General features: G+C 60.5%; 13 protein-coding genes. All 13 read right to left on the bottom strand.

What is annotated here, in order from left to right:
* Positions 1-36: 36 nt before the first annotated feature.
* Complete coding sequence (locus FRZ40_RS11430; RefSeq protein ID WP_147234167.1) at positions 37-576, bottom strand: F0F1 ATP synthase subunit delta; 540 nt, start codon at positions 574-576, stop codon at positions 37-39.
* A 2-nt stretch (positions 577-578) separates the two neighbouring features.
* Complete coding sequence (locus FRZ40_RS11425) at positions 579-1,049, bottom strand: F0F1 ATP synthase subunit B (protein ID WP_028363997.1); 471 nt, start codon at positions 1,047-1,049, stop codon at positions 579-581.
* Positions 1,050-1,185: 136 nt separating this feature from the next.
* Complete coding sequence (gene atpE, locus FRZ40_RS11420) at positions 1,186-1,455, bottom strand: F0F1 ATP synthase subunit C (RefSeq protein WP_007180033.1); 270 nt, start codon at positions 1,453-1,455, stop codon at positions 1,186-1,188.
* A gap of 87 nt (positions 1,456-1,542) precedes the next feature.
* Complete coding sequence (gene atpB / locus FRZ40_RS11415; RefSeq protein ID WP_028363995.1) at positions 1,543-2,394, bottom strand: F0F1 ATP synthase subunit A; 852 nt, start codon at positions 2,392-2,394, stop codon at positions 1,543-1,545.
* Positions 2,395-2,540: 146 nt separating this feature from the next.
* On the bottom strand, positions 2,541-3,086 hold the full coding sequence (locus tag FRZ40_RS11410) for an ATP synthase subunit I (RefSeq protein ID WP_147234166.1): 546 nt from the start codon (positions 3,084-3,086) through the stop codon (positions 2,541-2,543).
* Between the two features lie 281 nt (positions 3,087-3,367).
* Positions 3,368-4,516, bottom strand: coding sequence for an SLC13 family permease (locus FRZ40_RS11405; protein WP_035540915.1), 1,149 nt, complete (start codon positions 4,514-4,516; stop codon positions 3,368-3,370).
* An 11-nt stretch (positions 4,517-4,527) separates the two neighbouring features.
* The gene (locus FRZ40_RS11400) at positions 4,528-5,418 is read right to left on the bottom strand and encodes a ParB/RepB/Spo0J family partition protein (protein WP_028363992.1); all 891 of its coding nucleotides are present in this window, start codon (positions 5,416-5,418) and stop codon (positions 4,528-4,530) included.
* A gap of 38 nt (positions 5,419-5,456) precedes the next feature.
* Positions 5,457-6,227, bottom strand: coding sequence for a ParA family protein (locus FRZ40_RS11395; RefSeq protein WP_147234165.1), 771 nt, complete (start codon positions 6,225-6,227; stop codon positions 5,457-5,459).
* 48 nt (positions 6,228-6,275) lie between these two features.
* Complete coding sequence (gene rsmG / locus FRZ40_RS11390) at positions 6,276-6,956, bottom strand: 16S rRNA (guanine(527)-N(7))-methyltransferase RsmG (protein WP_147234164.1); 681 nt, start codon at positions 6,954-6,956, stop codon at positions 6,276-6,278.
* Positions 6,953-8,911 carry a tRNA uridine-5-carboxymethylaminomethyl(34) synthesis enzyme MnmG gene (gene mnmG / locus FRZ40_RS11385; protein ID WP_147234163.1) on the bottom strand — a complete coding sequence of 653 codons (1,959 nt, stop codon included), beginning with the start codon at positions 8,909-8,911 and terminating at the stop codon, positions 6,953-6,955. Before mnmG ends, rsmG begins: the two co-directional genes overlap by 4 nt.
* A gap of 172 nt (positions 8,912-9,083) precedes the next feature.
* The gene (locus FRZ40_RS11380; RefSeq protein WP_028363988.1) at positions 9,084-9,845 is read right to left on the bottom strand and encodes an ABC transporter ATP-binding protein; all 762 of its coding nucleotides are present in this window, start codon (positions 9,843-9,845) and stop codon (positions 9,084-9,086) included.
* On the bottom strand, positions 9,845-11,629 hold the full coding sequence (locus FRZ40_RS11375; RefSeq protein WP_147234162.1) for a branched-chain amino acid ABC transporter ATP-binding protein/permease: 1,785 nt from the start codon (positions 11,627-11,629) through the stop codon (positions 9,845-9,847). The genes FRZ40_RS11380 and FRZ40_RS11375 overlap by 1 nt, the downstream gene beginning before the upstream one ends.
* A gap of 4 nt (positions 11,630-11,633) precedes the next feature.
* Positions 11,634-12,689, bottom strand: a complete 1,056-nt coding sequence (locus FRZ40_RS11370) for a branched-chain amino acid ABC transporter permease (RefSeq protein ID WP_028363986.1) — start codon at positions 12,687-12,689, stop codon at positions 11,634-11,636.
* Positions 12,690-12,867 lie beyond the last annotated feature (178 nt).

Genomic DNA, 12,867 nt, shown 5'->3' with positions numbered 1-12,867 from the left:
CTGTTGCGTGCCAGCCGCCACAACCACGTGAGGGCCTCAGGCGGTCAGAGCCGTCTGCATGCTGGCGAGCCGCGCGCGGACCGAGGTATCGAGCACTTCGTCGCCGACCGTCACGCGAACGCCGCCGATCAGCGACGAGTCCACCTGGACCGTCGGCTTCAGCTTGCGTTTAAATTTGCGTTCGAGGCTTGCGACGAGGCCGTCCAGCTGCGCACCTTCGAGGGGGAATGCGCTGACGATCAGCGCATCGGCCGCACCTTCGCGGGCGTTCTTCAACTCTTCGAACTGCGTGGCGATTTCCGGCAGAAGCGGCAGACGATGATTGTCGACCAGCATCTGAACCAGATTCTTCGCTTGCGCATTTTCCTTGAGCGGCGATTTCACCGCGGCCAGCAGCAGGTCGCTGATCTGTGCACGGCTGACTTTCGGGCTCGAGGCAATCGACAGCACTTCGGGCAGACGCGCAACCTGTGCCAGCTCCTGCACGAGCGTGGACCAGGCGGCGATGTCACCAGCTTCGGCCACGCCAAACAGCGCTTCTGCGTACGGACGGGCGATGGTTGCAAGTTCGGCCATGATCAGAGCTCGGCTTTGAGTTGATTCAGCAGGTCGGCGTGGGCCGCCTGGTCGACTTCGCGCTTCAGGATCTGTTCGGCACCCTTCACGGCGAGCGCGGCGACTTCGCCACGCAGCGCTTCGCGCGCCTTCACGACCTGCTGGTCGGCGTCAGCCTTGGCCTGAGCGATGATGCGCGCAGCTTCAGCTTGAGCCTGTGCCTTGATTTCGTCGGCGACCGCGACAGCGCGCTTTTCGGCGTCAGCGATACGCTGCTGGCCTTCGTTGCGTGCCTGGGAGAGTTCCTGGTCGACGCGCTTGTGCGCGGCTTCGAGTTCCAGCTTGCCCTTTTCGGCGGCCGAGAGACCGTCGGCGATCTTCTTCGAGCGCTCGTCGAGGGCGTTGATCAGCGGCGGCCACACGAACTTCATCGTGAACCACGCGAGGATCAGGAACACGACCATTTGCGCAAACAGGGTTGCGTTGAGATTCACGGTGTTTCCTTAAACGTTGCTTGATCGGAGGGGGAAACGGCAAGGCGCTCATCGACAGTGCTCGATCAGCGCCTTAGTGCCCGTTCCGCTTTGCGCTCTTACCAGTTATAGGTCAGGCGCGCACTTCCGAGGAACCTCAGCCTGCCAGCTTCGACAGCAGCGGGTTCGCGAACGCAAACAGCATTGCCACACCAACGCCAATCAGGAACGCCGCGTCGATCAGACCAGCCAGCAGGAACATCTTGGTTTGCAGCGGGTTCATCAGTTCCGGCTGGCGAGCGCATGCTTCGATGTACTTGCCGCCCATCAGACCGATACCGATACAGGCGCCGATAGCACCCAGGCCGATGATGATGCCGATACCGATGGCGGTCAGACCCTGGATGTTGGCGATGAAAGCTTGCATGATCACTCCTTGTGAAAAGTCTTTTTGGAACTGGGATTTAAAAAACTACGATTCTTGAAACTCTGATTCTTTCTACGACGCGCCGGGTTAGTGCGTGTCGTGTGCCTGGCCGATGTACACCAGCGTCAGCATCATGAAAATGAACGCCTGCAGCAGCACGATCAGGATGTGGAAGATCGCCCACACGCTGCCTGCGATCACGTGGCCGATGAAGCCAAGCACCGTCGTGTCCGCGCCGAAGTTCCAGATGCTGCCGAGCAGGGCAATCAGCAGGAACAGCAGTTCGCCCGCGTACATGTTGCCGAACAGCCGCATGCCGAGGGAGACCGTCTTCGCGACGAACTCGATGATGTTCAGTGCAAGGTTCGGGATCCACAGCAGCGGATGCGAGCCGAACGGAGCGGACAGCAGTTCGTGCACGAAGCCGCCGGCGCCCTTGATCTTGAAGTTGTAGTAAATCATCAGCACGAACACGCCGAGCGCGATGCCGATCGTGCCGTTCAGGTCAGCCGTCGGAACGATACGGTGGTGCGAGATGACGCCCGACAGACCGAGCACGTCGATCACGCGACCCGGCAGGTCGACGGGAAGAAAGTCGAGGGAGTTCATGAGCGCGACCCAGACGAACACGGTCAGCGCGAGCGGTGCGATGAAAGCGCGGTTGCCGTGGATCATCGACTTCGATTGATCCTCGACCATTTCGACCAGCATTTCGACCGCGCACTGGAAACGGCCCGGCACGCCGGACGTCGCCTTACGTGCAGCGAGACGCAAAATCAAAATGGTGACGAGACCGCATACGATCGACCAGAAGAGCGTATCGAGATTCCAGACGTGGATGTCGAAGATCGACGTCTGATGAGCGGTGGAAAAATTCTGCAAGTGGTGCGCAATGTACTCGGACGGATCCAGAGCGCGCGTGCCTTCGCTAGCTGCCATATCGTTAATGCCACCCAAATTGTCGAAAATCTTTCCGGGCCGCTCCCGCCGCAACACTGTATTGCGGGAACACGCCAGCGCGGGTCTCTGTCCAACCCGCGCGCCTCGTTGCTGACGCCTTGCGCCAGCCTAGTGTCTCGCTTGCTTCACCGCCAGGCGAGCGCGATCCAGTACGTCTTGAGAGCGATGAGGTAAGTGACGAGCAACGGAATCCACCGTACGTCGTGATACCAGAATGCGATGGCAACAAACATCGCAATCGTCGTCCCCATCTTGAGCGCTTCGCCGATCATCCAACTCATCACCGTTTCGGCGCCACTCAACTTCTTAAGACGTGCCGCGAACAACGCGCTCGGCACCCAGCAAATCGCTCCTCCCAGGAAGGCCGACAGCGCAGCATCGCCCGGCGGCTTGTAGAACAGCCACCACAACAGCGTCGCACCCAGGGACAAAACCATTTGCGCGATTACGACCTTGGACGGTGTAACGCGCGATGGACGACTCACATTCGGGCCAAACAGCTTTTCGGCCTCAGCCCGCGTGAGCGGAACGATATTGTTATCTTGCTGCTCGGCATCCCATGAGTCGTCATGCGCTGCGCGCTGATCGTCGGCCGCCTGCGAACCGGTGCGATTCCCGCGGTGTTCGTCGTGCCGTTGTTGCGGCGTTTGGTTCGACGCTTTGACCGCCATCGCAGTGTTCCGCAGAGTCCTGTTCAGCCCGCGAGCTTTCGCACCGCTTACGGGTTTGCCTAGCAAATAAATCCGGGCGATTGTAAGCGATAGTTGCAGGCAATTCAAGACTTTAGCCCGGTCAATAACCGGCATGAAACGGCACTTCAGGATACGGGAAGATGCCTATTTTCAGGGCATCGGGCGACAAATGTAAGGCGGTCGCGGCAGACGGGGAAATGGGTGCCGGACTGTGCTATGGCGACGCATTTCAATGCGCATTTTCGCCGCCTGCACAAGTGTCAAAAATGCAACAGCAACCACCCGCCGATAACCCCGCCGATGACCCAAAACGGAACCGAAAACAGGTGAAACTGCGTCCACATGCCGCGCTCTCCTGAAAGCCTCATTGCAATCAGATTCGCAAGTGAGCCGATCGCAAATCCGAATCCGCCGACGCTGACGCCGAACGCAAGCGCTCGCCAATCCTTGGAGAACTCGGCCAGCATGATGGCGGCAGGAACATTGCTGATGAACTGGGAGAGCACGGCGCCCGCTGCGTAAGCGCGCAGCGGCGTCGCAAGATGCAACTGCCCGATGGCATCGTGTACCCAAGGCAGCGCTGCGACACTTCTCAGCACGATGAACATGAATACGAAGATCAGCAGCAAAAGCCAGTCGATCTTCAGAACGATTCGCGGACGCCAGAAGATGAATCCGAGAGCGACGCCGATCAGTCCGATGCCTGCGCGATGAGCATCGGCGAGTACGACGAACGCTACAAACAGGATGGCGGCAACGCCAAGCAGCGGGCGATCGACAGGATGCGGTTCCGTGTCTTTCGACAGATCCAGCGCGATGCGCTTGAACGACACCGTGGCCAGCACATACAGCATGGCCATGAGCACGAAGCACAAAGGTGCGAGCGCGACCACGAAGCCGCCGAACGAAACACCGCTCGTCTGCCAAAGAAACAGATTTTGAGGATTACCCAGCGGCGTGAGTATCGAACCGGCGTTGACTGCAATCGCGATGAAAATGACGAGCCGCTTGAGCGGCAGTGGCGTCAGCTCGTTCAGCGACAACGCGAGCGGCACGACGACGAACAGCGCGACGTCGTTGGTCAGCAATGTCGACAGCGCGGCCGCGAGCGCGATCAGCAAATAGGCCAGCGCGCGCTGCGAGTGAATACGATGGACAACGCGATGCGCGAGCCACATCAGGAATCCTGAATATTCGACGGCCTTCGTCAGAATCAGAAGTCCCGCGAGCGTCATCACCGTCTGCCAGTCGACTAGCGCAGGCAGCGATCCGAATGGACGCGGATGGAAAACCTGCAGCGCGATCAATGCAGCAACGAGCACGGTGAGCACCGGCTCTTTCGCCACATACTGAAGGATCGTGCGCAGCAGGTTTCGGTTAGGTTTTAGCGTTCGCTCGGCAGTCGGCATCGAGAAGTTTCTTATGCCACCGTCGTGTTGCCTCGCAAGCGCGCGAGAATGCCTTCGAGCGCGTCGAGGTCGCCGAAATCGACCAGTACCTGCCCTCGCCCGCGTCGTCCGAGCTTGATCTTCACCGTAGCGGCGAGCAGATCGGATAATTCCTCTTCGAGTCGGCGCGTGTCGCGGCCACCGTCGTTATTCGCTTTCGCCTTCACGGCGGGCGCAGCCTTGGTCGTCGCCGTGACCAGTTTTTCTGTTTCGCGGACGGACATCCGCTTGTTGACCACCTGATTCGCCAGCGTGATCTGCGTGGCGGCATCGACGGCGAGCAGCGCGCGTGCGTGGCCCATGTCGAGGTCGCCGGCAAGCAGCATCGTCTGGACGGGCGAAGCCAGGTTCAGCAGGCGCAGCAGATTCGACACCGCGCTGCGCGAGCGTCCAACCGATTCGGCCGCCTGTTCGTGCGTGAAGCTGAATTCATCGAGCAACCGCTGGATGCCTTGCGCCTCTTCGAGCGGATTTAGATCCTCGCGCTGGATGTTCTCGATGAGCGCCATCGCGGCCGCAGCCTGATCGGGTACGTCGCGCACCAGCACGGGCACTTCTTCGAGACCTGCCAGGCGCGCTGCGCGAAAACGCCGCTCGCCCGCGATAATCTCGAATTTCTCGGGCGAAACAGGCCGTACGAGAATCGGCTGCATCAAGCCCTGCGCGCGGATGCTGGCTGCGAGTTCCTGAAGCGCGCCTTCGTCCATGCGCGTGCGCGGCTGGTACTTGCCCGCTTGCATCTTGTCGAGCGGCAAGGTGTGAGGCGCACCGTTGATCTTCACCGCTTCCGTGATGTCCGCGCTTCCGCCGAGCAGCGCTTCCAGCCCCCTGCCCAACCCCTTCTTCCGTGCTACTGCGTTCATCGTGGTTCCTCGATCCGCTTTGGATGATAGTCGCTGCGTCATAGCGCACGCACCCGTTCAATCATTTCGGCGCCGAACTGCACATACGCCTGCGCGCCGCGCGAAGCCCGGTCGAACACGACGCCCGGCAAGCCATAACTCGGCGCCTCGGCTAGTCGCACGTTCCGCGGAATGACGACGTCGAACACCTTGTCGCCGAAGTGCTCCTTCAATTGATCCGACACCTGCTGTTGCAGCGTGATACGCGGATCGAACATCACGCGCAGCAAGCCGATTACCTTCAGATCGCGATTCAGATTCGCGTGAACCTGCTTGATGGTGTTGACCAGGTCCGACAGACCCTCGAGCGCGAAGTATTCGCATTGCATCGGGATCACGACACCGTGCGCGGCGCACAGCCCGTTGAGCGTCAGCAGCGACAGCGCGGGAGGACAGTCGATCAGAACGAAGTCGTAGTCCTGCACGACGTGCGCGAGCGCTTCCCTGAGCTGGCGCTCGCGGTTTTCCATGCTGACGAGTTCGACTTCGGCGCCCGCGAGTTCGCGATTCGCGGGCAATACGTCGTACGAAACGGATTCCGGCTTGACTCGAGCATCGGCGACGGACACACCGTCGACCAGCACTTCGTAAACCGTGTTCTCGCAGGCGGCCTTGTCGATGCCGCTGCCCATCGTGGCGTTGCCTTGCGGATCGAGATCGATGAGCAGAACCCGCTGTCCCTGCGATGCGAGGCTCGCGGCGAGATTGACCGCGGTCGTCGTTTTGCCGACTCCACCCTTCTGGTTCGCAACGCAGAAGATTTTTGCCATCTTTTAGGTGTCCCTTTGCAGCCTGTTTAATGAAATCCCGATTGGTACTCAGCCTACCGTGACTTCGACCAGATGCCGTTCGGCTTCCAGCGATGGCACTTTGAGACGAATCACCTGCTTGACGTGCGCGCCTTCCGGCAAGCGCTCGATTTCCCCATCCGGTCGAATACCCTTCATCGCCCAGATCGCGCCATTATCCGCAACGAGGTGACGGGCCAGTGTAACGAAATCCGCGAGTTCTGCGAATGCGCGCGAGACGATCACGTCAAACTTTCCCGGTACTTCGACGCCCGGCCGCAAGGTTTCGACGCGCCCCGTCACCACGGACAGATTCGTCAGACCCAGTTCCGCCTTGGCTTGCGACTGAAACGCAGACTTCTTCTGAACGATATCGTTGACGGTGACAGACCATTCCGGGAACACGATCGCCAGCACGATGCCGGGCAGCCCGCCACCGGAGCCTACGTCCAGCGCCGACGCAGGTCCGAGTGCAGCCAGATGCGGAACGATCGAAAGAGAGTCCAGGATGTGTTGGATCAGCATTTGCCGCGGGTCGCGGATCGCCGTCAGGTTGTAGACCGCGTTCCATTTCGCCAGCAACGCGACGTAGTCGAGCAATCTGGCCTTTTGATCCGCGCTGAGATCCATATGCAGTTCATCCAGGCCTTCTTCCAACAAACCGGCGAGCGCGTCACGCCCTGTTCCCGTTGAGGTGGAGCGCGCCGTCATTGAGCCACCGGCGCGTTGTCGGTGCCAGTGCCTGCAGGCTTCTGCGTGCGTCGACCGAGGCCGCGTTTGAGGTGAACCATCAGCAACGAGATCGCGGCCGGCGTAATACCCGAAATGCGCGATGCCTGACCGATTGTTTCCGGCCGGAATTGCGTCAGCTTCTGACGTGCTTCGAACGACAATCCGCGAACTTCCGCGTAATCAAGGTTCTCCGGCAGCCGGGTGTTTTCGTGCGCTTCATTTCGCTCGATCTCGCCTGCTTGCCGCTCGATATACCCCTGATATTTGACGCCGATCTCGATCTGTTCCTTGATCTGCGCCAGCAGCACGTCATCTTCCGCGAGTGCTTCTGCTGGCCCGCAGGCGCCTTCGCGCAACGCGCAAATGCCGTCGTAGGACACGCCGGGGCGCCGCAAAAGATCGGCAAGGCTGTATTCGTGGTCAATGGGCTTGCCCAGCAAAGCGATCGCTTCCTCAGACGAAAGCGTCTTCGGGTTGACCCACGTGGTACGCAGTCGCTCTGTTTCACGTGAAACAGCGTCGCGCTTGCGGCTAAATGCGTCCCAACGGACGTCATCCACCACGCCCAGCTCACGACCAATCTCGGTCAGCCGCATGTCCGCGTTGTCTTCACGCAGGCTCAAGCGGTACTCAGCGCGGCTCGTGAACATGCGATACGGCTCCGACACGCCGCGCGTGACGAGATCGTCCACCAGTACCCCCAGATACGCCTGATCGCGGCGTGGGGACCATGCGTCCTTGCCCTGCACATACAGACCGGCATTGATACCCGCCAGCAAGCCTTGCGCAGCGGCCTCTTCGTAGCCCGTCGTTCCATTGATCTGGCCTGCAAAGAACAGCCCGCTGATTACCTTGGTTTCCAGCGATGCCTTCAGCCCGCGCGGGTCGAAGTAGTCGTATTCGATGGCATAGCCCGGACGCAGGATATGTGCGTGTTCCAGACCCACCATCGAACGAACCAGCTCCAACTGCACATCGAAAGGCAGACTCGTCGAGATCCCGTTCGGGTAAAACTCATTGGTTGTCAGTCCTTCCGGCTCAAGGAAGATCTGATGCGACTCCTTGGACGCAAAACGGTGGATCTTGTCTTCGATTGACGGGCAATAACGCGGACCAACGCCTTCGATAACGCCCGTGTACATCGGCGAACGGTCGAGGCCACTGCGGATAATGTCGTGCGTTTGGGCGTTGGTATGCGTCACCCAGCACGGAACCTGCCGCGGATGCTGCTCTACGCGCCCAAGAAACGAGAAGACCGGGATCGGATCGAGATCGCCCGGTTGCTCTTCGAGCTTCGAGAAATCGATCGTGCGGCCGTCGATTCGCGGCGGCGTCCCTGTCTTCAGGCGTCCTTGCGGGAGCTTCAACTCCTTCAAGCGCGCCGACAACGAGACTGCAGCCGGATCCCCTGCCCGTCCGCCCGTGTAGTTGTTGAGGCCGACGTGGATTTTCCCATCGAGAAAGGTGCCGGCAGTCAAAACCACCGCACGCGACCGGAATCGCACGCCAACCTGCGTGACGGCACCGACGACACGGTCGCCTTCGACCATCAAATCATCGACGGATTGCTGGAAAAGCCAAAGATTCGGCTGGTTTTCGAGCCGGTGACGAATCGCTGCCTTGTATAGAATGCGGTCCGCCTGTGCACGCGTGGCCCGAACAGCCGGCCCCTTCGACGAATTCAGGATGCGGAACTGAATGCCGCCTTCGTCCGTAGCAGCCGCCATCGCGCCGCCAAGCGCGTCGACTTCCTTCACCAGATGGCCTTTGCCAATGCCGCCGATCGACGGATTGCAGCTCATCTGGCCGAGGGTTTCTATGTTGTGCGTCAGCAAGAGCGTCTTGTTGCCCATGCGTGCGGATGCCAGTGCGGCTTCCGTGCCGGCATGACCGCCGCCAACGACGATTACGTCAAACTCTGTGGGATAAAGCATCGCGGATCTCACGCGGGATTCAGCGTAAGCCTAAAAAGAAAAGTATGGGCGAAATTATAGCGGGTTCGCTTTCGGCCCGAATTCCGTCCGATCGGTATAAGACAAAAAAACGGCGTGTTTCACGTGAAACACGCCGCTCATTTGACAGCCATGCCGCCAAAAATTCCTTCGACTACTGAACTTTCTTCGTCAACCCAAGATAGGTTTCGATTACACGCGGATTCTGCGCGAGTGCATTGGCCTCGCCTTCCAATGCCAGCTCACCCGTTTCGAGCACGTAGCCATAGTCGGAGATTTGCAGCGCAGCGCGCGCGTTTTGCTCAATCAACAGCGTGGCGACGCCCGTCTGCCGCAGCGCGCTAATGATGTGAAAAATCTCCTTCACGATCAAAGGTGCCAAGCCCAAACTCGGCTCATCGAGCATCAGCAGGTCCGGCTTCCCCATCAACGCGCGGCCGACCGCCAGCATCTGCCGCTCACCGCCCGACAATGTTCCGGCCGCCTGCTTGCGACGCTCCTTCAACCTTGGAAAAAGCTGGAAAACGGGATCGAGCTGATCGAGAAAGTTGCGCTCGCCGGCACGCTTGCGGCGATAGGCGCCGAGAATCAGGTTGTCTTCGACGGTCATCGCCGCAAACAGCTCGCGCTTCTCCGGCACGAGGCACATGCCGCGCGCCACACGCTTTTCGACGGGCACGTGACTCACGTCTTCATCGCGATACATGATCGCGCCCTTCGCATGCCCCGTCACCGGCAACGCGCCCATGATTGCGTTCAGGAGCGTCGACTTGCCGGCGCCATTCGGGCCGATCACGGAGACGATCTGCCCGGGCCGCACGGCTATCTTCGCGCCGTGCAATGCCTCGACCTTCCCGTACCGGACGGAAAGGCTGCTGACTTCAAGAATCGGTGCAGCCGTTGTCTGATCTGCCATTACTCCACCCCACCCAGATAGGCTTCCAGCACCGCGGGATCGTTCTGCACGTCCTGGGGCAAGCCTTCTGCAATTCGCGTTCCGAATTCCATCACCACCAGTCGGTCCGTCAGATTCATCACGAAGTCCATGTCGTGCTCGACGAGCAGCACGCTCATCCCTTCCTCCCGAAGCTTGCGCAGTAACGTCGCGAGTTGCTGCTTCTCTTGATAACGCAAACCGGCAGCCGGTTCGTCCAGCAACAGCAGCGTCGGATCGCAGCACAGTGCGCGTGCGATCTCCAGAATCCTCTGCTTGCCCAGTGCGAGGCTGCCCGCCTCGTCGTACATATGCTCTTCGAGACCCACCCGTCGAATCTGCCGCGCGGCTTCCGCCATCAGGCGTGCTTCTTCGGCGGCATTCAGACGCGCTACGCTGCGCCAGACGCCTGCATGACCGCGCAGATGTGCGCCAATCGCGACGTTCTCGAGCACGGTCATGCCCGGCAGCAATTTGACATGCTGGAAGGTACGGCCGATGCCGCGTTTAACAATTTCACGTGAATTGAGCGCGTCGATGCGCTCGCCCCGGAACGAAATAGCGCCGCTCGTCGCTTGCAAGACGCCCGTGACCAGGTTGAACGTCGTCGATTTACCGGCGCCGTTCGGACCGATCAAACCGATGATCTGCCCCGCCTTCACCTCGAAACTGACGTCGTTCACGGCAACGAGACCGCCGAATTGCTTACGCGCCTTATCGACGACGAGCAACGACTCGCCCGCCACCGGCTTGCTGCGCTGCGGCAACGCATCCGCGTGGTCCGGAACGTGCGCACGCGGGCCGCGCGGGAAGATGCGCGCCACGAACGGCCACACGCCTTGCCGCGCATATTGCAGGAGCAACACCATCAGAATGCCGAATACGATGATCTCGAAATTGCCGTTCTCGCCAAGCAGCTTCGGCAGCAGCGTCTGCAAATAGTCCTGGAGCACCGTCAGGATCGCCGCGCCCAGCACCGCGCCCCAGACGTGCGCGACGCCGCCTACAACCGCCATGAACAGAAACTCGATGCCGTGATTGAGGCCGAACGGCGTCGGATTCACCGCACGCTGCAAATGCGCGTAGAGAAAGCCCGAAATCGCCGCCAGCACTGCCGCGTAGACGAAAATCACGACGCGCATCCACGCCGTATTCACACCCATCGCCTCCGCCATCAGCCCGCCGCCGCGCAGCGCGCGAATCGCCCGCCCCGGCCGACTATTAAGCAGATTTTGAACAGACACGACGGCGCCGAGCACGACGACCCAGATCAGGTAGTAGATATGCCGGCCGGACTCGAGATTGATGCCGAGCACGTTCAGCACCGGAATGCCATTGATCCCGTCGTACTTGCCGAGCATCTCCATGTTGCCGAACAGGAAGAACAGCGCGAGGCCCCACGCGATCGTCCCCAGCGGCAGAAAATGCCCCGAGAGTCGCATCGTGACCGCGCCCAGCAGCAGCGCAATCAAGGCCGTCAGCACGACACCGGCGATCAGCGCCAGCCAGGGCGATACGCCGAGCTGTGTCGTCAGATACGCCGTCGTATAAGCGCCGACGCCGACGAAAGCGGCTTGTCCGAAGCTCGTCATCCCCCCGATGCCCGTCAGCAGCACGAGGCCGATCGCCACGATCGAATACAGTCCGATGTAGTTGAGCAGCGTCACCCAATATTCGGGCACGCGGATCGGCTGCGGCAGCACGGGCAGCGCGAACATTACGACGAGGAAAATCCAGAAGAACTTGTTTTTCATGATGCGGTTCATCGCGTCACTCCTCCTCTTCTTCCGCGTGCGGGCTGGCGAGACTCCGCCAGAGGAGCACGGGAATGATCAGCGTGAACACGATCACTTCCTTGTACGAACTGGCCCAGAACGACGAATACGACTCCAGCAGACCGACGAGAATCGATCCCGCAGCCGCCAGCGGATAGCTGACCAGCCCGCCGATAATCGCCCCCACGAAGCCCTTCAGGCCGATCAGGAAGCCCGAGTCGTAGTAGATGGTCGTCAGCGGTGCGACGAGAATGCCGCACAGCACACCGAGGCCCGCCGCAAGCGTGAATGCGAGGCGCCCTGCCTGCGTCGTGCCGATACCCACCAGCCGCGCGCCAAGCCGGTTCACCGACGTCGCGCGCAGCGCCTTGCCGGAGATCGAGCGATCGAAATACACGTACAGCACGCCGATCAGCACGATGGCCACGCCGATCACCCACACGCTCTGCCCCGAGATCGACAAGCTGCCGATGTTGAACGTGGAATCGGTGAAGGCGTTGGTGCGCGAGCCCTCAGCGCCGAACATCACGAGCCCGAGTCCGACCATCGCGAAATGCACGGCCACGGACACGATCAGCAGCAGCAGCGTCGTTCCTTCGGCAACCGGTTCGTACGCAAGGCGATACATGAACGGCCCCATCGGCACGACGATCAGCAGCGTCAGCGCGATCTGCGCAAGCATCGGCAGCGGCTGCATGAATACGCCGCGCGTGAGCGCATAAACGGCGACCGGAAACAGCAGATACTTGCCGACCAGCGTCACGAGCGTGCGCGCCGCATGACGCCGCCGCTCAGGATGCCGCGCCATGCCGACCACATCGACGACGAAGCACGCAAGCCCCATCGCCATCAGCAGCCAGCACGTCGCCGGAAACTTCTGCGTCTGCAATGCGGCGAGCGTCAATGCGCCGTACGAAACGAACTCCCCTTGCGGGATGAAAATGGCGCGCGTCACGGAGAACACCAGCACCAACGCGAGCGCAAGCAATGCGTAGATCGCGCCGGTCGTGATGCCGTCCTGCGCGAGGATCGCCGCAATTGATAGATCCATACTTCCTCGTCCTGGAACGTCGAAATCGAAACTGACAAACAGTGAGAGCCGGCTGAACGTCCACCGGCCACGAAGCGAAGCCGAAACACATAAAACAACTGCCGCGCCTAAGATACGGCGCGGCAGCGCTTGCCATTGTTATCGATCAGAATTGGCGGCGTAGCTTAAGAGCATTCTT

The sequence above is a fragment of the Paraburkholderia azotifigens genome, from assembly GCF_007995085.1.
Lineage (GTDB): Bacteria > Pseudomonadota > Gammaproteobacteria > Burkholderiales > Burkholderiaceae > Paraburkholderia > Paraburkholderia azotifigens.
The sequence above is the reverse complement of the archived record's forward strand: the minus strand, read 5'-3'. Positions and strand labels throughout refer to the sequence as shown.